Origin of the sequence: Olleya sp. YS (assembly GCF_029760915.1) — a bacterium.
Lineage (GTDB): Bacteria > Bacteroidota > Bacteroidia > Flavobacteriales > Flavobacteriaceae > Olleya.
Genome location: NZ_CP121685.1, coordinates 1,814,817 through 1,834,541 on the forward strand (window position 1 = coordinate 1,814,817; position 19,725 = coordinate 1,834,541).

28 protein-coding genes are annotated in these 19,725 nt (G+C 33.5%); 24 read left to right on the forward strand and 4 right to left on the reverse strand.

Translation table 11 applies throughout. The annotated features are described in order from the left end of the window. Positions 1 to 4: 4 nt before the first annotated feature. The 4 genes from Ollyesu_RS08240 to Ollyesu_RS08255 all read right to left on the reverse strand — a co-directional run bounded on the left by Ollyesu_RS08240 (position 5) and on the right by Ollyesu_RS08255 (position 7,173). Positions 5 to 817 carry a hypothetical protein gene (locus tag Ollyesu_RS08240; RefSeq protein WP_279300761.1) on the reverse strand — a complete coding sequence of 271 codons (813 nt, stop codon included), beginning with the start codon at positions 815 to 817 and terminating at the stop codon, positions 5 to 7. A gap of 13 nt (positions 818 to 830) precedes the next feature. Continuing rightward, a complete protein-coding gene (locus Ollyesu_RS08245) occupies positions 831 to 2,348 on the reverse strand; it encodes a SusD/RagB family nutrient-binding outer membrane lipoprotein (RefSeq protein ID WP_279300762.1) in 1,518 nt (505 codons plus the stop codon). 11 nt (positions 2,349 to 2,359) lie between these two features. Further along, the gene (locus Ollyesu_RS08250; RefSeq protein ID WP_279300763.1) at positions 2,360 to 5,431 is read right to left on the reverse strand and encodes a SusC/RagA family TonB-linked outer membrane protein; all 3,072 of its coding nucleotides are present in this window, start codon (positions 5,429 to 5,431) and stop codon (positions 2,360 to 2,362) included. A 119-nt stretch (positions 5,432 to 5,550) separates the two neighbouring features. After that, complete coding sequence (locus Ollyesu_RS08255; RefSeq protein WP_279300764.1) at positions 5,551 to 7,173, reverse strand: ShlB/FhaC/HecB family hemolysin secretion/activation protein; 1,623 nt, start codon at positions 7,171 to 7,173, stop codon at positions 5,551 to 5,553. A 256-nt stretch (positions 7,174 to 7,429) separates the two neighbouring features. Between Ollyesu_RS08255 and rpsL the strand changes: the two genes are divergently transcribed. The 24 genes from rpsL (at position 7,430) to rplO (ending at position 19,712) form a co-directional block, all read left to right on the forward strand. After that, a complete protein-coding gene (gene rpsL, locus Ollyesu_RS08260) occupies positions 7,430 to 7,804 on the forward strand; it encodes a 30S ribosomal protein S12 (RefSeq protein ID WP_008269190.1) in 375 nt (124 codons plus the stop codon). Between the two features lie 22 nt (positions 7,805 to 7,826). Further along, positions 7,827 to 8,303: a 30S ribosomal protein S7 gene (rpsG, locus tag Ollyesu_RS08265; protein ID WP_111659939.1), complete on the forward strand. Its 477-nt coding sequence runs from the start codon at positions 7,827 to 7,829 to the stop codon at positions 8,301 to 8,303. A gap of 6 nt (positions 8,304 to 8,309) precedes the next feature. Continuing rightward, positions 8,310 to 10,436, forward strand: coding sequence for an elongation factor G (fusA, locus tag Ollyesu_RS08270; RefSeq protein ID WP_279300765.1), 2,127 nt, complete (start codon positions 8,310 to 8,312; stop codon positions 10,434 to 10,436). A 12-nt stretch (positions 10,437 to 10,448) separates the two neighbouring features. Continuing rightward, entirely contained in the window at positions 10,449 to 10,754 is a 306-nt protein-coding gene (rpsJ, locus tag Ollyesu_RS08275; protein ID WP_010181931.1) for a 30S ribosomal protein S10, read from the forward strand. 143 nt (positions 10,755 to 10,897) lie between these two features. Next, positions 10,898 to 11,515: a 50S ribosomal protein L3 gene (gene rplC, locus Ollyesu_RS08280; protein WP_279300766.1), complete on the forward strand. Its 618-nt coding sequence runs from the start codon at positions 10,898 to 10,900 to the stop codon at positions 11,513 to 11,515. Continuing rightward, positions 11,515 to 12,144 (forward strand): 50S ribosomal protein L4, encoded by a 630-nt coding sequence (rplD, locus tag Ollyesu_RS08285; protein WP_279300767.1) that lies wholly within the window; start codon positions 11,515 to 11,517, stop codon positions 12,142 to 12,144. Before rplC ends, rplD begins: the two co-directional genes overlap by 1 nt. A gap of 7 nt (positions 12,145 to 12,151) precedes the next feature. Then, positions 12,152 to 12,442: a 50S ribosomal protein L23 gene (rplW, locus tag Ollyesu_RS08290; RefSeq protein ID WP_279300768.1), complete on the forward strand. Its 291-nt coding sequence runs from the start codon at positions 12,152 to 12,154 to the stop codon at positions 12,440 to 12,442. Positions 12,443 to 12,452: 10 nt separating this feature from the next. Further along, entirely contained in the window at positions 12,453 to 13,277 is an 825-nt protein-coding gene (gene rplB / locus Ollyesu_RS08295; RefSeq protein WP_279300769.1) for a 50S ribosomal protein L2, read from the forward strand. A gap of 6 nt (positions 13,278 to 13,283) precedes the next feature. Beyond that, positions 13,284 to 13,562 (forward strand): 30S ribosomal protein S19, encoded by a 279-nt coding sequence (gene rpsS / locus Ollyesu_RS08300; RefSeq protein ID WP_027880209.1) that lies wholly within the window; start codon positions 13,284 to 13,286, stop codon positions 13,560 to 13,562. Positions 13,563 to 13,565: 3 nt separating this feature from the next. Next, positions 13,566 to 13,973: a 50S ribosomal protein L22 gene (gene rplV / locus Ollyesu_RS08305; protein WP_111659933.1), complete on the forward strand. Its 408-nt coding sequence runs from the start codon at positions 13,566 to 13,568 to the stop codon at positions 13,971 to 13,973. A gap of 7 nt (positions 13,974 to 13,980) precedes the next feature. Further along, positions 13,981 to 14,703, forward strand: coding sequence for a 30S ribosomal protein S3 (rpsC, locus tag Ollyesu_RS08310; protein ID WP_111659932.1), 723 nt, complete (start codon positions 13,981 to 13,983; stop codon positions 14,701 to 14,703). 20 nt (positions 14,704 to 14,723) lie between these two features. Then, positions 14,724 to 15,143, forward strand: a complete 420-nt coding sequence (rplP, locus tag Ollyesu_RS08315; RefSeq protein ID WP_279300770.1) for a 50S ribosomal protein L16 — start codon at positions 14,724 to 14,726, stop codon at positions 15,141 to 15,143. 13 nt (positions 15,144 to 15,156) lie between these two features. Continuing rightward, entirely contained in the window at positions 15,157 to 15,348 is a 192-nt protein-coding gene (rpmC, locus tag Ollyesu_RS08320; RefSeq protein ID WP_111659930.1) for a 50S ribosomal protein L29, read from the forward strand. A gap of 13 nt (positions 15,349 to 15,361) precedes the next feature. Beyond that, complete coding sequence (gene rpsQ / locus Ollyesu_RS08325; protein ID WP_111659929.1) at positions 15,362 to 15,619, forward strand: 30S ribosomal protein S17; 258 nt, start codon at positions 15,362 to 15,364, stop codon at positions 15,617 to 15,619. Between the two features lie 2 nt (positions 15,620 to 15,621). Beyond that, a complete protein-coding gene (gene rplN / locus Ollyesu_RS08330; RefSeq protein ID WP_111659928.1) occupies positions 15,622 to 15,990 on the forward strand; it encodes a 50S ribosomal protein L14 in 369 nt (122 codons plus the stop codon). A gap of 11 nt (positions 15,991 to 16,001) precedes the next feature. Then, a complete protein-coding gene (gene rplX / locus Ollyesu_RS08335) occupies positions 16,002 to 16,313 on the forward strand; it encodes a 50S ribosomal protein L24 (RefSeq protein WP_279300771.1) in 312 nt (103 codons plus the stop codon). Between the two features lie 2 nt (positions 16,314 to 16,315). Beyond that, on the forward strand, positions 16,316 to 16,867 hold the full coding sequence (rplE, locus tag Ollyesu_RS08340; protein ID WP_111659926.1) for a 50S ribosomal protein L5: 552 nt from the start codon (positions 16,316 to 16,318) through the stop codon (positions 16,865 to 16,867). Positions 16,868 to 16,870: 3 nt separating this feature from the next. Next, entirely contained in the window at positions 16,871 to 17,140 is a 270-nt protein-coding gene (gene rpsN / locus Ollyesu_RS08345) for a 30S ribosomal protein S14 (RefSeq protein WP_279300772.1), read from the forward strand. A 59-nt stretch (positions 17,141 to 17,199) separates the two neighbouring features. Continuing rightward, positions 17,200 to 17,598, forward strand: a complete 399-nt coding sequence (gene rpsH, locus Ollyesu_RS08350) for a 30S ribosomal protein S8 (RefSeq protein WP_279300773.1) — start codon at positions 17,200 to 17,202, stop codon at positions 17,596 to 17,598. Between the two features lie 18 nt (positions 17,599 to 17,616). Beyond that, positions 17,617 to 18,159, forward strand: a complete 543-nt coding sequence (rplF, locus tag Ollyesu_RS08355; RefSeq protein WP_279300774.1) for a 50S ribosomal protein L6 — start codon at positions 17,617 to 17,619, stop codon at positions 18,157 to 18,159. Positions 18,160 to 18,169: 10 nt separating this feature from the next. Continuing rightward, the gene (rplR, locus tag Ollyesu_RS08360) at positions 18,170 to 18,523 is read left to right on the forward strand and encodes a 50S ribosomal protein L18 (protein ID WP_279300775.1); all 354 of its coding nucleotides are present in this window, start codon (positions 18,170 to 18,172) and stop codon (positions 18,521 to 18,523) included. A 6-nt stretch (positions 18,524 to 18,529) separates the two neighbouring features. After that, positions 18,530 to 19,054 carry a 30S ribosomal protein S5 gene (gene rpsE / locus Ollyesu_RS08365; RefSeq protein WP_111659922.1) on the forward strand — a complete coding sequence of 175 codons (525 nt, stop codon included), beginning with the start codon at positions 18,530 to 18,532 and terminating at the stop codon, positions 19,052 to 19,054. An 11-nt stretch (positions 19,055 to 19,065) separates the two neighbouring features. Then, complete coding sequence (gene rpmD / locus Ollyesu_RS08370) at positions 19,066 to 19,248, forward strand: 50S ribosomal protein L30 (RefSeq protein WP_279300776.1); 183 nt, start codon at positions 19,066 to 19,068, stop codon at positions 19,246 to 19,248. Between the two features lie 11 nt (positions 19,249 to 19,259). Further along, positions 19,260 to 19,712: a 50S ribosomal protein L15 gene (gene rplO / locus Ollyesu_RS08375; RefSeq protein ID WP_279300777.1), complete on the forward strand. Its 453-nt coding sequence runs from the start codon at positions 19,260 to 19,262 to the stop codon at positions 19,710 to 19,712. The last annotated feature ends 13 nt before the right edge of the window (positions 19,713 to 19,725 follow it).

The following is a 19,725-nucleotide window of genomic DNA, read 5'->3' on the forward strand; positions in this document are numbered from 1 at the left end:
TTTATTAATTTGGTATTAAATCAAAGCTCATGTCTTGAGCGTTATCTTCTAGGTCAAAATCGTTTATTTGTATTGTGCCATCTGATAACAGTACACCGTTTCCTGTAACCATATTTGAAAATGTATCCAATGTTCCTGTAAGTGTTATTGTGTTATCACTATTTAAGATAAAGTCCCAAGTGAATACACCGTTAAAGTTTGGTAAATTACTAGCTCTATATACATTACATTCTAGAGCTGTAATGTTAACAGTTTCTCCGTCACCATTTGAAGAACCATTAACTGTGTTTGCAGCTGTGTAAGTTCCGACCAAAGGAGGATCACATCGCTCAAAAATAATATCTATGGTTCCTATTTGTTGACCAGTCACAACACCATTAGTTTGTGATATAAGGTTTATTTTGACATTTTTTTGTTCGTCAAAAGGTAAGTTTGAAGGAAATATTGTGTAATCCAAAGTTTCGCTTGAAATTTCTCTTCCTGCTGGAATTGTAAAGGTGTTTGAAGTATTTAAAATTTCAAATTCAGAACCAATAATTGCATTAGAGTTGGCTGTATCAATTTCGTAACTTACTGTGGTATCCTGCGATGAATATAACCCGCCAGGTCCACTACCTAATTGAATGCTTACACTAGCGTTTACAGGGTTAACATCACTTGGTAGGAAAACATAACTATCTGAAGTTCTATCAAAACCAACTACGTAAGGCAGGTTTGAAAAATCTGATTCTAGTTGTTGTGGGTTGTCATCAACTGAACAAGAAATAGCAAGAACTAATGCTAAAATTGTTAGTGGTATTAATTTTATTTTTTTCATTGTCATAATTTTATTAGTTAACGTCCCAAAAAACTTTGGTATCAAATGCACTATCAACAGTTTGTCCGTATGGATTTACATTAGCGGAATTTCCTGAATACTCTGAGGTAGGATATAATAACCTATTTGGTCTATCTGGTCTACTTGTTATATCTGGAAGAGGCATGTTGCTTGGGAAACCTGTTCTTGTGTACTCAATCCAAGTTTCAATACCATTCGTGCCTCCTAAATCTATCCATTTTTGGGTAATTATAGCCTCTAATTTATTAGTGCTTCCGTCCCATCCAACTGTATTTATATTATTAATCGAACTTAAGTAACCTCCAATGTTAGCACCTAATCTATTAAATGACGATTCTATAGCTGATTCAAATAAAGCTTTTGCATTACCTGAAGTTAGTAATCCTTTTTCTACTGCTTCAGATTGTAAGAATAAAGATTCAGACGCTGTCATTATATAACCATCTTGTTGTGGTGAAATCAATAAACCTGGACCAATTCTGGAAGGTTGATCACCTCCACCTTGAGTGTTACCTTGTATAGACGATTGACCAGATCTAGTTGCATATAATCTATTTAGTCTCGGGTCCATGACACCATTTGTGGTACCATTTAAAAATTCTACTAAAAAAGTAGTAGGGCCAGCTCTTAAATTTGAAAAAGTTTGATTACTTGAGTTGCCAAATTCTCCAGGATCATATCCGAAGGTCTCAGCAAATGGATTCATTCTTCCTTGTTCATCTGAATATCCTGGGTTAATGGTTACGTCTTCTCCAGAACCAAGAAAATCTGCACTGTTTAACATCGTAACTTCAGAATTTAAAAATGTTAATACATCTGGTGTTGTTTGCGCATAGTCATACATTCTTAATAACATTCTAAGTTTTAAGCTATTTCCAAATTTAACCCATTTATCCATGTCTCCTCCCATAACAACATCATTAGTTCCCATTGTGATTGCAGAGTTTGTATCTGTATTGGAAATTTGTGCTATAGCTTCATTAATTTGAGAAATTAAATTTATGTAAACTTCAACCTGATTATCGTATGTTGGAAATAGTAAATCACCTCTTTGATGTATATCCGTAAAAGGAATATCTCCATACAGGTCTACTAGATATTGAAAGTAGAATGCTCTATAAATTTTTGCAGCAGCCTTGAAATAATCATAATTACCTGGGTTGTTATTATTAATAATAGTAGTTAAATTACCGGTTCTTGCCATTAAATTATCCCAAATACCACTGTAAAAATCTGTGGTAAGTTGATATTGAAATTCTACAAAATATGGTGCTTGTACTTGTTGTGCATTACCAGACCAAGTTGCTATCATTGTATTACCTAGTCCGTTCATTGTTGTGCTTAATGTTGCTGCAGGTAATGTTAAAGCTCCTGGTAATATTACTTCTGGTGGTAACTCATCAATTACTACTCCATTAGGATCTTCGTTTACAAGTACATCACTACAAGAGATTATTAATGTAGATATTACAAGTAAAGATATTTTTATTATCGTGTTTATGTTTTTCATTTTCTTAGACATTAAAAGTTAAATTTCACATTCATAGAATAGAATCTTGTTGGAGGTGTTTGACCATAACCTCCAATACCAGAACCTATTTCAGGGTCATTATATCTTCTATTTTCTTTTGGTAGAATAGTTATTAAATTTCTTCCAGAAATACCAACAGAAACTCCGTCTAAAAACGTATTGTCTAAAAACTTTCTATCAAGTGTGTAGCTTAATGCTATTTCTCTAATTTTGAAAGCTGTTGCGTCTAAGATAAAGTTTTCATCAACACCAGTAAAATCACCACTTTGAATAAATGATTGATATTGTGCATATTGGCTTGGTCCACCGTAAGAAGGTCCAGTTAATGTGCTAGTATTAGTTGTTCCAGAGCCTAGAACTGTAGAATTTGGGAATACAAAATATCCTCTACCATTTTCAGCTGTAATAAAACTTCTACCTTGTCCAGTCAAATTATTATATATATTGGAGTAAAAAACATGTCCAGTTCTAAAATCTGCTGTAGCACTTAATTTAAATCCTTTATAGGAGAATTCTGTATTGAAATTCAAAATATAATCTGGTGTAGTTTTTCCTAAGATTTTTAAACCTGATGCAGTTCTTGGCGAGCCATCTGGATTTAATACTACACGACCTTGATCATCACGTTCATATGCGCTACCTCTTATTAACGGGAATTCTTCGCCTTGAACAGCGTAAATACCAGGAGAACCTGATCCTAAAATATCAGAGTCTTCTGTTATTTTATTAGCAATAGTTTTTTGAGATGCATAACCAAAGTTTAGATTCCACCTCATATTGTCAGTTTTGATAGGTGTTAAACCTAAGTCAACTTCATAAGCGTTGGTTTCAGTTTCACCAACATTTACACCTGCACTAAATACGCTAGTTGCAGATGATACACTAGCACTTAAGATTTGGTTGTCATTAGTGTAGAAAGAATAACTACCGTCTAAAGTTATTCTAGGTGTACCGCCTCTTTTAAGTAATTCTAAATTAAGATTAACCTCATAGGTGTTTATAAATTCTGGTTCAATTGCATTGTCAAATGTTGATGATGGAATTAAAAATGAATTTACGCCACCTGGATAAGGAAATGCTGAGGGTCTAAACCCAGTGTCATATAAATCATGAGCACCAAGTGCAGAAATGTTGGCTGTTTTAACATAGCCACCAGATATTTTTATTTTATTTAAAAAGTCACTTTTTATTTCAGGAAATGCTTTTGTTGGTATAAATGATGCACCAGCAGAATAATACAGAAATCCAATGTCTTTTAAAGACCTACCTGGTGACTGTAATCTAGAATCCCACTCTTGTCTTCCTGTTAAGTTTAAATATAAATAGTCTTTATAGCTTAAATCAACATTAGCGAAAACAGCTTGTTGTCTTCTTTTAGAGCTAAAGTCTGACACTGTAATACCACTTGATATGTTTTCTACTGTATATAATCCTGGTAAAGTTAAAATATCACCTGAAGTAGTTTGAGAGAAACCTTTGCTTTCTGTTGTATTAAAGCCAATAAGTGATTTTAATTCAATATCGTCTGTTAACTGATAATTAAAATTTGTGATTAAATCTGTATACAATGTTCTTGAGTTAGAACTAGAAACAGCTAAGGATGACTGTATATCTCTAGCGTCTCCAGTTATTGTGTATTCAGCTACATAATCATTAACATATTGAATGCTTTTACCACTATTTGTAACAACGTTACTTCTTAAGATAGTGCTAATATTATCATTAAATTTATAAGATAATTCAGCAGATAAATCAGACCTTACATTGTCAGAATTTGAGCGCTGATTATTTCTAACCCAATATGGACTATCTCCAAAAGCAGTCCAGTGATCAGTATTGCTACCTGAATCAAAATCTCTTACATTGACATCACTTGGTAATTGGGCTAATTGTCCATAAACACCATTAGAAACTGATTGATCTTCATTGGTAAAACGAACATTTCCTGATATGGAAAATTTATTAAAAGTTTTACCAGCACTTAAGGCTAAAAAGTCTTTTTTGTAAGTGTCTTGTCCAATTATTCCATCGGTTTTTCTACGGTTTGCAGTTAGTGAGTAAAACCCTTCGCTGTCACCACCAGATGCAGATACTGTATTTTGAAGTGCTACACCAGTATTAAAAAAGTCTTTCATGTTGTCTTTTCTAAACTCGTATGGTGCATATCTAAAATCTGTAACTGTTGGATAAGGTAAACCTACAGGTTGGATAGAACCATCATATTCTGGTCCCCAAGACCCTTGATCAAACGCATCAACTTCTCCCCAATACCCTTTACCATATCTATCTTGTAGTTGTGGTAAAAAGGCGATATCTTCAAAGGTTACTGTAGATGAAAAGTTGATATTTAATTTACCTTTATTTTTAGTTCCTTTTTTTGTAGTAACAACAATAACACCATTACCACCTCTTGATCCATATAGTGCGGCTCCATTAGGACCTTTGATGACGTTTATGGATTCTATAATTTCAGGATCTAAATCAGAAAGAATTGTCGCTGATGAAATAACATTATCAATAACTACTAGTGCAGAATTAGATCCAGATAAAGATCTTGTTCCTCTTAATGAAATAGTCGTAGATGGATTTACACCAGTATTAGTCGTATTTATTTGTAATCCAGAAACTTTTCCTGCAAGGGACTGTACAGCATCTGGATTGTTTGCTGCGACTATCTCTTCAGCTTTTAAGTTTTCATATGCTGTGGTTATTTCATCTGGTTTTCTTTTTATACCTACTGCGGTTATGATTACTTCGTCTAAAGTATTGTCCAAGCTTAAAGAGACATTAATGGTGTCGTCATTTCCAATAGCAATTTCTTTGTCAGCATAACCAACATAGCCAAATACTAAAACATCACCTTCATTAGCTTCGATAATATAGTTACCATCAAAATCTGTTGAAGTACCTTCTGATGTGCCTTTAATAACTACAGTTGCTGACGGTAGAGGTAAATTGTTTTCATCAGAGACCACACCACTGATAGTTCGATTTTGCGCAAATGACAAATTTATGGTCATTAACAGAAATAGAGTTAAAATTCGATTGAGATTTGTTTTCATATAGTTTTGTTAAATTAGTCTTAATCAAATTTCTTAATTTTTTGTTAATAAAACAATTATATGACAACTTATTTTAATAAAATTTTAACATTTTTATTGAAGTATATTTAAAGTTGTGTTTAAAATGTAGCATTTAAGCTAAGATGTATTTTTGAATTTGAAAAATTAAATGTTTCATTATCTGTTTTACCGTTAGCATAAATAAAGCGAAGCAGTCCTCCTTTAGTTAATATCCCAAAACCAAATCCAAAACCATATAAGTTTTCTTTTTGATTTATAACATTGTTACTGAAGTTGCCAATATCTATGACTGAATTTATGAAAATACTACTGCTAAGCTTATATCTGTATTCTGAATTTAATATATACAAACTGTTTGCAGAAAGGCTGTTTTCTGTAAAACCACGAATGGTGTTTATCCCTCCAAACCTAAACAATTCATTTTCTAAATAAGTGTCAGAGTTAATGGATTGGACAATAGCCTTTAAATAAATACTATTTTTAGGATTTAAATTAAAAATATGATGGGCACTTACGTCAATTAAAGTTTGCGTTTCACTAAATATATTAGTGTCTCTTTTACCAATTCCAAATTGAACCTTGAAAAGAGATTTAATTTGAAATAACTTTTCTAAATTCTGACGTTTGATGTATTGATAGCGCGTAGTATAAAATACCGAATTGAAATCTTCAACATTATTTATAATATTAGAGTTGGATAAATTACTAGATTCTGTACTTTCTAAACCTAAATAAATACTGTTTTTGTCATTTAATTGATAAAACAAACTAGCTTGTTGCTTGGTGTTAATAAACGTAGAATCTCTTTTAAGTATAGCTAAAGAAGCTTCCACACCTAAAGGAGAGCCAAATATATATGGAAGGTTTGCTTTTAAGTTAAAATTTTTCTGGTCACTTTCATCACTTTTATAATCCAAATAGAGGCTTTCGCCATAATTTAAATTGTTTTCAAGATATAGATTAAGGTATCCATTAAATTCAATTTTATTACTAGTTTCATTGGTTGTGAAACCAATAAAACCATCAAAATTATTACTTGGTGTTTTTTCTAAATAAAGATATAATTGTGTGGAGTCTTTACTAAATAAAATCTCAGGAGGTTTAGTTTGATTAGCAAAACTTAGATTATTTAAGGTAATAACTTTTTTGTTAATTGATTCTAAATTAAATGGTTTTCCGGTATCAATTTTTAAATATCGTTTTAAATAAGAAACAGGAAACTTTTCATATCCTTTTATAATTACTTTGTCTAGTTTTCTAATTTGTTCTTTTGTGTCAATTTCCAATTTAGCACTTAATGTGGCACTGTCTTTTTGTTTTATATCACTTAGTTTTAAGTTTGAAAACGGATAGCCAGATGAGCTTACTATTTGATTATATTTTTTTAATTCCTGTTCAATGCTATTATATTCAAGTACAAAGCTGTTATTATTTAACTCTGGTAATTTTAAATTTGAATAAAAACTTTTTGAACTGATTGTAGAGTCTATATATATGACTATGTTCTCGATTTTATTTTTTAAATGAATTTTTGTCACAAAAACAGAATCGTTGTCGAATTTAGCAGAAATCACTGTATTATTTAAATATCCATCCTTTTCAAGTTTGTTTTGAAACAAATTAACTTCATTGGTAATAGATTCCAAATTATTATGAATAACCTCGTATTTGTAGTCAGAGATTAAAGTGGTCTCATTATCATTAAATCCAATGATTTTCAATTTTAATTCTTGACTTAAACTAAGCTGAAAAGAAAATATAATGGATACTAGTAAAAGTTTTTTGATAAAATTCAATACTATTTTTTAAGAATTAAAAGAATAAAACTAACGTAAAAAACTTACTATTTAATACGTTGGTTATATTAAATTTTAAAAACTACTAAAAATTAATACATTAAGATTTGAATAATCCATTTTAATTTCTACCTTTGCAGCCCTCTTAGAGAGAGGTAACATAAAATTATATTAAAATTATATGCCAACAATTTCACAATTAGTACGAAAAGGAAGAGCCAAAATAACCAAGAAGAGTAAATCGGCTGCTTTAGATTCGTGTCCTCAAAGACGTGGTGTATGTACTCGTGTTTATACAACGACACCTAAAAAACCTAACTCAGCAATGCGTAAGGTGGCAAGGGTTCGTTTAACAAACGGAAACGAAGTAAATGCATACATCGGTGGAGAAGGTCACAATTTACAAGAGCACTCGATAGTATTGGTTAGAGGTGGAAGGGTAAAAGATTTACCAGGAGTTAGATATCACATCGTTCGTGGTGCTTTAGACACAGCAGGTGTTGCAGGTAGAACACAACGTAGATCTAAGTATGGTGCAAAACGCCCTAAAAAGTAATTTAAAACTTTAAGAAGAAGACATGAGAAAAAGAGCAGCGAAAAAAAGACCGCTTTTACCAGATCCGCGTTTTAACGATCAGTTAGTAACTAGATTCGTAAACATGATGATGTGGGACGGAAAGAAGTCTGTAGCTTTTAAAGTATTTTATGATGCAATTGACATCGTAGATTCTAAAAAGACGGACGAAGAAAAAACAGCTTTAGAAATCTGGAAAGATGCATTATCAAATGTTATGCCTCACGTAGAAGTACGTAGTCGTAGAGTAGGTGGAGCAACATTCCAAATTCCTAACCCAATACGTGCAGACCGTAAGGTGTCTACTGCAATGAAATGGTTAATTAGTTTCTCTAGAAAGAGAAATGAAAAATCTATGGCATTACGTTTAGCTTCAGAGATTTTAGCAGCAGCTAAAGAAGAAGGAGCAGCAGTTAAAAAACGTGTTGATACACATAAGATGGCAGAAGCCAATAAAGCATTCTCTCACTTTAGATTTTAATAAGACATGGCAAGAGATTTAAAATACACAAGAAACATAGGTATTGCAGCGCATATTGATGCAGGAAAAACTACAACTACCGAGCGTATTCTTTATTATACAGGAGTTTCACATAAAATTGGAGAAGTACATGATGGTGCTGCTACAATGGACTGGATGGAGCAAGAGCAGGAACGTGGTATTACCATTACATCTGCAGCTACAACTTGTACGTGGAATTTCCCATTAGAAAACGGAAACCCAACACCAGATACTAAAGGATATCACTTTAATATTATTGATACTCCTGGTCACGTAGATTTTACTGTAGAGGTAAATAGATCTTTACGTGTTTTAGATGGTCTAGTGTTTTTATTTAGTGCAGTTGATGGTGTAGAGCCTCAATCTGAGACTAACTGGAGACTTGCAGATAATTATAAAGTGCCTAGAATAGGTTTTGTTAACAAAATGGATCGTCAAGGATCTAACTTTTTAGCAGTATGTCAGCAAGTAAAAGACATGTTAAAATCTAACGCAGTACCAATTGTTTTAAATATTGGTGATGAAGCAGATTTTAAAGGAATCATTGATTTAGTAAAAAACAGAGCTATAGTATGGCATGACGAAACTCAAGGGGCAACTTTTGATGTTATTGATATTCCAGAAGATATGAAAGAGGAAGCTCGTAAATATCGTGCACTTTTAATTGAGGAAGTAGCAAGTTATGACGAAGATCTTTTAGAAAAATTCATGGAAGATGAAGATTCTATTACAGAAGAAGAAGTGCACGCTGCACTTAGAGCTGCTGTAATGGATATGGCTATCATTCCTATGATTTGTGGTTCTGCATTCAAAAATAAAGGAGTTCAGTTTTTATTAGACGCAGTATGTCGTTACTTACCATCTCCAACAGATAAAGAAGGTATAGTAGGAACTAACCCAGAAACAGGTGAAGACGTTTTACGTAAACCAAGTGTAGATGATCCATTTGCTGCTTTAGCATTTAAGATTGCTACTGATCCTTTTGTAGGTCGTTTAGCTTTCTTTAGAGCATATTCTGGTCGTTTAGACGCTGGTTCTTATATCTTAAACAACCGTTCAGGAAAAAAAGAGCGTATTTCTCGTATCTACCAAATGCATTCTAATAAGCAAAATGCTATCGATTTCATCGAAGCAGGAGATATTGGAGCAGCAGTAGGATTTAAAGATATCAAGACAGGAGATACTATGTCTGATGAAAAACATCCAATTGTTCTAGAATCTATGGACTTCCCAGATCCAGTAATTGGTATAGCTGTGGAACCTAAGACTAAAGCAGATGTTGATAAATTAGGTATGGCATTAGCTAAATTATCTGAAGAAGATCCAACATTTACAGCAAGAACAGACGAAGCTTCAGGTCAAACAATTATATCAGGAATGGGTGAGCTTCACTTAGATATTATAGTTGATCGTTTAAAGCGTGAGTTTAAAGTTGAGGTAAACCAAGGTCAACCTCAAGTAGAGTACAAAGAAGCAGTTACACAACGTGCAGAACACAGAGAGGTTTATAAAAAGCAATCTGGTGGACGTGGTAAATTTGCAGATATTGTATTCACTCTTGAGCCTGCAGAAGAAGGTAAAGAAGGTTTAGAATTTGTATCTGAAATTAAAGGTGGTAACGTTCCTAAAGAATTTATCCCTTCTATTGAAAAAGGATTCAAAATGGCAATGGTAAATGGTCCATTAGCAGGATACGAAGTTGATGCTATGAAAGTAACATTAACAGATGGATCTTATCACGATGTGGATTCGGATCAATTATCATTCGAATTGGCTGCTAAATTAGGATTTAAAAATGCTGCAAAAGCTGCAAAAGCAGTAATTATGGAGCCTATTATGAAACTTGAGGTAATAACACCTGAAGAAAACATGGGAGACATAGTTGGAGATTTAAATAGAAGACGAGGTCAAGTAAGTGATATGGGAGACAGAGCAGGAGCAAAAACTGTAAAAGCTACCGTTCCATTATCAGAAATGTTTGGATATGTTACGACATTAAGAACATTATCTTCTGGTCGTGCAACGTCTACTATGGAATTTTCTCATTATGCAGAAACACCTTCTAATATTTCAGAAGAAGTTATCAAAGCAGCAAAAGGAGTTGAATCGTAAATCTTAAATAAAATGAGTCAAAAAATCAGAATAAAATTAAAGTCTTACGATCACAACTTAGTAGACAAGTCTGCTGAAAAGATTGTAAAAACAGTAAAAAGCACAGGTGCTGTTGTAACTGGACCAATTCCATTACCAACACACAAGAAAATTTTCACTGTATTACGTTCACCACACGTAAATAAGAAGTCAAGAGAACAATTTCAATTAAGCTCTTACAAGAGATTATTAGACATTTACTCTTCATCTTCTAAGACCATTGACGCTTTAATGAAGCTTGAATTACCAAGTGGAGTAGAAGTTGAGATTAAGGTGTAAGTAAAAACAATCGTTTAGCAAAGATTAAACGAAACATGTCCTAAGCTTCGGGCGAAGGAAAAACGGTAAAAATACAATTCAAGGCTGAAACGTATTTTCAGCCTTGAATATTAATAAATAGTAACAATAAATAAATAATAATTATGTCTGGGTTAATTGGAAAAAAAATCGGTATGACCAGCATCTTTGATGAAAACGGGAAAAATATTCCTTGTACAGTAATCGAAGCTGGACCATGTATCGTTACCCAAGTCAGAACTAAAGAAGTTGATGGCTATGAAGCTGTTCAACTTGGTTTCGATGACGCGACAGAAAAAAGTGCTACTAAAGCTGACTTAGGTCATGCTAAAAAAGCAGGAACTTCTGTAAAACGCAAAATCGTAGAATTTAAAGGTTTTGATGCGGAGTACAAATTAGGTGATGCAATCACTGTAGAGCACTTCACAGAAGGTGAATTTGTTGATGTATCAGGTACGTCAAAAGGAAAAGGATTTCAAGGAGTTGTTAAACGTCATGGATTTGCTGGTGTAGGTCAAGCTACTCACGGTCAACACAATCGTTTAAGAGCGCCAGGATCTATTGGAGCAGCGTCTTATCCAGCTAGAGTATTCAAAGGAATGCGTATGGCAGGAAGAATGGGAACAGATTCAGTTAAAGTTGAAAATTTAAGAGTTTTAAAAGTAGTTCCTGAAAAGAATTTACTTGTTGTCAAAGGTTGTGTACCAGGACATAAAAACGCTTATGTAATTATTAGAAAATAATGAAAGTAGCAGTTTTAGATATAAACGGAAAAGAAACAGGTAGAAAGGCAGACCTTTCTGACGGAGTTTTTGCTATTGAACCTAATAATCACGCTGTATATTTGGATGTTAAGCAATACTTAGCAAATCAAAGACAAGGTACTCATAAAGCTAAAGAAAGAGCTGAGATTACCGGAAGTACGCGTAAGATTAAAAAACAAAAAGGTACAGGTACAGCCAGAGCTGGTAGTATCAAGTCTGGAGTTTTTAGAGGAGGAGGTCGTATGTTTGGACCAAGACCAAGAAATTACTCATTCAAACTTAATAAAAATTTAAAACGTTTAGCACGTAAATCTGCTTTAAGTATCAAAGCAAATGAAAAGTCAATTATCGTTTTAGAAGACTTTAATTTTGATGCTCCAAAGACTAAAAATTTCACTGCAGTTTTAAATGCATTAGACCTTCAAAACAAAAAATCATTGTTTGTGTTGGGTGCTTCAAATAATAATGTATATTTGTCGTCACGTAATTTGAAAGGCTCTGAAGTTATAACTAGCTCAGAATTAAGTACTTATAAAATATTAAATGCAAATCAAGTTGTCCTTTTAGAGAGTTCTTTAGAAGGAATTGAGTCGAATTTAAGTAAATAGAAACAAAATGAATATCTTAATTAAACCTATAATCACAGAAAAAGCAACTGCTAGTAGCGAGTTAAATAACTGCTATAGTTTCTTTGTGAACACTAAGGCGAACAAGGTAGAAATCAAAAAAGCAGTAGAAGCTGCTTATGGAGTTTCTGTTGAAAAAGTTCGTACTATAAATGTCCGTCCAGATAGAAGTACCAAGTTTACAAAAACTGGTATTCAGCATGGTAAAACAAATGCAATGAAAAAAGCAATTGTACAACTGGCGGAAGGTGAAATGATTGATTTATACACTAACATGTAATTAAAGACAAATGTCAGTAAGAAAATTAAAACCAATCACGCCAGGTCAGCGATTTAGAGTAGTAAATGGGTTTGACGCCATTACTACTGACAAGCCGGAAAAAAGCTTATTAGCTCCGATAAAAAGATCAGGTGGTAGAAACAGTCAAGGACGTATGACGACACGCTATAAAGGTGGTGGTCACAAACGTAGATATCGTATTATTGATTTTAAAAGAACTAAGACAGGTATACCTGCAGAAGTTGCTTCTATTCAATACGATCCAAACAGAACAGCATTTATCGCATTATTGAATTATCAAGATGGCGAGAAAACTTATATCATTGCTCAAAATGGTTTACAAGTTGGACAAACTGTTGTTTCTGGTGAAGGTGCAACTCCTGAAATAGGAAACGCAATGCCTTTAGCAAACATTCCATTAGGAACAATTATTTCTTGTGTAGAGTTACGTCCAGGACAAGGAGCTGTTATGGCTCGTAGTGCTGGTGCATTTGCTCAGTTAATGGCAAGAGATGGTAAATTCGCAACCATTAAATTGCCTTCAGGTGAAACTAGATTAATTTTAGTAGCATGTATGGCAACTATTGGAGCAGTTTCAAATTCTGATCATCAATTATTAGTTTCTGGTAAAGCAGGACGTAGTAGATGGTTAGGTAGAAGACCAAGAACAAGACCAGTTGTTATGAACCCTGTAGATCACCCAATGGGAGGTGGTGAAGGAAAATCATCGGGTGGACATCCACGTTCTAGAAACGGTATACCAGCTAAAGGATATAGAACACGTTCTAAAACTAAAGCGAGTAATAAATATATTGTAGAACGTAGAAAGAAATAATAAGACATGGCAAGATCATTAAAAAAAGGACCTTACGTTCACTATAAATTAGAGAAGAAAGTAGCTGCTAATGTAGAAGCAAACAAAAAAACGGTTATCAAAACTTGGTCAAGAGCAAGTATGATAACTCCAGATTTTGTTGGACAAACTATTGCAGTACATAACGGTCGTCAGTTTGTTCCAGTTTATGTTACAGAAAACATGGTTGGACATAAATTAGGAGAATTTTCACCAACAAGATCTTTTAGAGGTCATGCAGGTGCTAAAAATAAAGGTAAAAAGTAAGCTATGGGAAGTCGTAAAAAACAAATGGCAGACGCTATTAAGGAAGGTAAAAAGCAAATTGCTTTTGCAAAACTTAATAACTGTCCTACGTCACCAAGAAAAATGCGTTTAGTAGCCGATTTAGTAAGAGGTGAACGCGTAGAAAAAGCACTTAATATTTTAAAGTTTAGTCAAAAAGAAGCATCAAATCGTTTAGAAAAACTATTACTTTCTGCGATTGCTAACTGGCAGGCTAAAAATGAAGATGCAAGTATAGAAGAGGCAGAATTATTTGTTCAAGAGATTAGAGTAGATGGTGGATCTATGTTAAAAAGATTACGCCCAGCTCCTCAAGGACGTGCACACAGAATAAGAAAACGCTCAAACCACGTTACCATCGTTGTAGGAGCTAACAATAACACACAAAGCTAAGATAGATATGGGACAAAAGACAAATCCAATCGGAAATCGCTTAGGAATTATCAGAGGATGGGAATCTAACTGGTACGGAGGAAACGATTATGGTGACAAACTTGCCGAAGACGATAAGATTAGAAAATACGTTCACGCGCGTTTATCTAAAGCTAGTGTATCTCGTGTAATTATTGAGAGAACTTTAAAACTTGTAACCGTTACTATCACTACTGCTAGACCTGGTATTATTATCGGAAAAGGTGGTCAAGAGGTAGACAAGTTAAAAGAAGAGCTTAAGAAAATTACTGGGAAAGAAGTTCAGATCAATATTTTTGAAATTAAAAGACCTGAATTAGACGCATTTTTAGTAGCATCAAGTATCGCTCGTCAAATTGAAAATAGAATTTCATACAGACGTGCAATAAAAATGGCAATTGCTGCAACTATGCGAATGAATGCTGAAGGAATAAAAGTACAAATTAGTGGTCGTTTAAACGGAGCTGAAATGGCACGTTCAGAACACTACAAAGAAGGACGTATTCCTTTATCAACTTTTAGAGCCGATATTGATTATGCTTTAGTTGAAGCTCATACTACTTACGGTAGATTAGGAGTAAAAGTATGGATCATGAAAGGTGAAGTATATGGTAAAAGAGAACTTTCTCCTCTTGTTGGCTTAGCTAAGAAGCAAGGAAAAGGTGGACGAGGCGGAAGAGATAATAAAAATCAATCTCGTCGTAGAAAGTAATTTTTTAAAGCACAGAAAAAATGTTACAGCCTAAAAGAACAAAATTTAGAAAAATGCAAAAGGGTCGTATGAAAGGGAACTCTGGTAGAGGTCACCAACTTTCAAACGGAACTTTTGGAATAAAATCATTAGATTCTAACTTTTTAACATCACGTCAAATAGAAGCAGCTCGTATTGCAGCTACACGTTACATGAAAAGAGAAGGTCAACTTTGGATTAAAATATTTCCAGATAAGCCAATCACTAAAAAACCTCTTGAAGTACGTATGGGTAAAGGAAAAGGAGCAGTAGAATATTGGGCAGCAGTAGTTAAACCAGGAAGAATCCTTTTTGAAGTTGGAGGAGTGCCTTTAGATATCGCTAAAGAAGCATTAAGACTTGCAGCTCAAAAATTACCAGTAAAAACTAAGTTTGTAATCGCTAGAGATTACGAAGCATAATTTATTTGATATTATGAAACAATCAGAAATTAAAGAATTATCTGTAGCTGAGTTACAAGAGAAACTTAGTGATACAAAGAAGAGCTATTTAGATTTAAAAATGGCTCATGCAGTTTCTCCTTTAGAGAATCCAATTCAATTACGTCAGGTTAGACGTACAGTTGCAAGAATTGCAACAGAATTAACTAAAAGAGATTTAAAATAATTCTGCTTACAAGATGGAAAAAAGAAACTTAAGAAAAGAGCGTATAGGAATTGTTACTAGTAACAAGATGCAGAAATCAATTGTGGTATCTGAAGTTAAAAAAGTAAAACACCCTATGTACGGAAAGTTCGTGTTAAAAACTAAAAAATACGTTGCACACGACGAAACAAACGATTGTAATATTGGAGATACTGTAAAGATCATGGAAACAAGACCTTTAAGTAAATCTAAATGTTGGAGATTAGTTGAAATAATTGAAAGAGCGAAGTAATTATGGTACAACAAGAATCAAGACTAAAAGTAGCAGATAACACTGGAGCAAAAGAAGTATTAACAATACGTGTTCTAGGGGGTACTAAAAGAAGATACGCTTCTGTAGGTGATAAAATAGTTGTCACTGTAAAAGATGCAACTCCTAATGGAAACATTAAAAAAGGAGCTGTGTCAACAGCAGTTGTTGTACGTACAAAAAAAGAAGTTAGACGTCCAGACGGATCTTACATAAGATTTGACGATAACGCTTGTGTCCTTTTAAACCCAACGGGTGAAATGAGAGGTACACGTGTATTTGGACCTGTAGCTAGAGAACTTCGTGATAAACAATTCATGAAAATTGTATCATTAGCACCAGAAGTGCTTTAATTGATAAAAAAATGACAAAGCTTAAAATAAAAACAGGAGATACCGTAAAAGTTATAGCTGGTGATCATAAAGGGTCAGAAGGTAAAGTGCAACAAGTATTTATCGACAAAAATAAAGCTATAGTGGAAGGTGTGAACATGGTTAAGAAACATACTAAACCAAGTGCACAAAGCCCTCAAGGAGGTATTGTAGAAAAAGAGGCGCCTATCAACATCTCAAACTTATCATTGTTGACTTCTAAAGGAGAAACAACAAGAGTAGGTTATAGAGTAGAAGGTGATAAAAAAGTCAGATTTTCTAAAAAATCTAATGAAGTAATATAGTTATGGGATATTCACCGAGACTAAAAGAAGAGTATAAAAGCAAAGTAATTGCTGCTCTTACAGAAGAGTTTGGCTACAAAAATGTAATGCAAGTACCAAAATTAGAAAAGATAGTATTATCTAGAGGTGTTGGTGCTGCTGTAGCTGATAAAAAATTAGTTGACTATGCAGTAGACGAGTTAACTAATATTACAGGACAAAAAGCTGTTGCTACCATATCTAAAAAAGATGTAGCTTCTTTCAAATTACGTAAAGGAATGCCAATTGGTGCTAAAGTTACGTTAAGAGGAGAAAGAATGTACGAATTTTTAGATCGTTTAATTACTTCTGCACTTCCACGTGTAAGAGATTTTAACGGGATTAGAGCTACTGGTTTTGACGGAAGAGGTAACTACAATTTAGGAGTTACTGAGCAAATCATATTCCCAGAAATTAATATTGACAAGGTTAATAAAATTGATGGTATGGATATTACATTTGTAACTTCTGCAGCAACAGATAAAGAGGCTAAATCATTATTAACAGAATTAGGGTTACCTTTTCAAAAAAACTAAGTTATGGCTAAAGAATCAATGAAAGCCCGCGAGGTAAAAAGAGCTAAAACAGTAGCTAAATATGCTGCAAAACGTAAAGCTTTAAAAGAAGCTGGAGATTATGAAGCATTGCAAAAGTTACCAAAAAACGCTTCACCAGTACGTCAGCACAACAGATGTAAATTAACTGGTAGACCAAAAGGTTACATGCGTACATTTGGAATTTCTCGTGTAATGTTCAGAGAAATGGCTAACCAAGGTTTAATACCTGGTGTTAAAAAAGCAAGTTGGTAAAATTATAATTGGTCTAAGGTTCGGAATAGTCCGAAAACCAAGTCCGCAAATCAATACATATGTATACAGATCCAATAGCAGATTATTTAACTAGAATTAGAAACGCAGTGCGTGCTAATCACAGAGTAGTTGAAATACCTGCTTCAAATTTAAAAAAGGATATAACTAAAATTTTATTCGATCAAGGATATATTTTAAGTTATAAGTTTGATGACTCTTCAGTACAAGGAACTATTAAAATAGCTCTTAAGTATAATAAAGAGACAAAAGAACCAGTAATTAAAAAATTACAAAGAATAAGTAAACCAGGTTTACGTAAATATTCTAGTTCTAAAGAATTACCACGTATTCTAAACGGTCTTGGTATTGCTATCGTTTCTACTTCTCATGGAGTAATGACTGGTAAGCAAGCACAAAGAGACAATGTAGGTGGTGAAGTTTTATGTTACGTTTACTAATCTAAAATCCAGAAGAAAATGTCAAGAATAGGAAATAATCCAGTTGCCATTCCAGAAGGAGTAACTGTAACAGTAGACAATAATACAATAACAGTAAAAGGAAAATTAGGAGAATTAACTCAGGATTTTGATACTGTTGAAGTAAAAGTTGAAGAAGGAAATGTATTAGTAACGCGTTCAGCAGATACTAAAGATCAAAAAGCTAAACACGGTTTATACCGCTCATTAGTATATAATATGATTGAAGGTGTATCTAAAGGATGGACTAAAGAACTAGAATTAGTAGGAGTTGGATACAGAGCATCTAACCAAGGGAACGTCCTTGATTTAGCTTTAGGTTTCTCTCATAATATAGTTATTAGTTTAGCTCCAGAAGTTAAAGTTGAAACAGTTTCTGATAAAGGAAAAAATCCAATAATAAAATTAACCTCTCACGATAAACAATTAGTAGGACAAGTTGCTGCTAAAATTAGAGGTTTCAGAAAACCTGAGCCATACAAAGGAAAAGGTATTAAGTTTGTTGGAGAAATATTAAGAAGAAAAGCAGGTAAATCAGCATAATAATTTAGTTATGGCGTTAACAAAAAACGAAAGACGAATAAGAATTAAAAGCAGAATCCGTAAGGTTGTTTCTGGTACAGAAGCTAGACCAAGATTAACTGTTTTTAGAAGTAATAAAGAAATTTATGCTCAAATAGTAGATGACGTATCTGGTAAAACATTAGCTGCTGCATCTTCTAGAGATAAAGATATTTCAGCAAAAGGAAGTAAAGTAGAAGTAGCTGCATTAGTAGGTAAGTCTATCGCAGAAAAAGCTTTAAAAGCTGGTGTTGAAACTATCGCTTTTGATAGAGGTGGTTATTTATATCATGGTAGAGTAAAATCATTAGCTGAAGGAGCTAGAGAAGGAGGACTTAAATTCTAAGAAATTATGTATCAAAAATACAAAAGCGCAGAGTTAGTAAAACCAAGTGGATTAGATCTTAAAGATCGTTTAGTTGGTGTACAAAGAGTTACAAAAGTAACAAAAGGAGGTAGAGCATTTGGTTTCTCAGCAATCGTAGTGGTTGGAGATGAAGCAGGTGTTGTAGGTCATGGTTTAGGAAAATCTAAAGACGTTGCTAGTGCAATAGCAAAAGCAATTGAAGATGCTAAGAAAAACTTAGTACGTATTCCAATCATGAAAGGAACTTTACCACACGAACAAAAAGGAAAATTTGGTGGAGCAAGAGTAAATATCATTCCTGCAGCTCCTGGTACAGGAGTTATTGCTGGTGGAGCTGTAAGAACAGTTTTAGAGGCAGTAGGTGTACATGATGTATTATCAAAATCTCAAGGATCATCAAACCCTCATAACGTGGTAAAAGCAACTTTTGATGCTTTATTACAATTAAGAGACCCTAAAACGATTGCTCGTCAAAGAGGAATCTCTTTAGAAAAAGTTTTTAACGGATAATCATTACAGAAATGTCTAAGATAAAAGTAACAAAAGTTAAAAGTGCAATCAACAGAACACAAAGACAAAAAAGAACTTTATTAGCTCTTGGTCTTAAAAAGATTGGACAAACTATAGAACACGAGGCTACTCCTAATATCTTAGGAATGATAGCAAAAGTAAATCACTTAGTTTCTGTTGAAGAAACTAAATAACAATACTGAAAATGGATTTAAGTAATTTAAAACCTGCAGAAGGTTCAGTTAAAAGTCAAGGTAAACGAATAGGTAGAGGACAAGGCTCTGGAAAAGGTGGTACTGCTACACGTGGTCACAAAGGAGCTAAATCTAGATCTGGTTATTCTAAAAAAGTAGGTTTTGAAGGAGGTCAAATGCCACTTCAACGTAGAGTACCTAAATTTGGCTTTACTAATATTAATCGTAAAGAATATCAAGGAGTAAATCTTGATGTAATCCAACAATTAGTTGACGATAAAAAAATAAAAGGCACATTAGATTTTGATACGCTAGTAAATTTAGGATTAGTTGGTAAAAACGAACTAGTTAAAATTTTAGGGAGAGGTGAATTAAAATCAAAATTAAGTGTAACAGCTCATAAATTTACTGCTACTGCAAAAGCTGCTATTGAAGCTGCAGGAGGAGAAGCTGTAACTTTATAAGACAATTAGACGC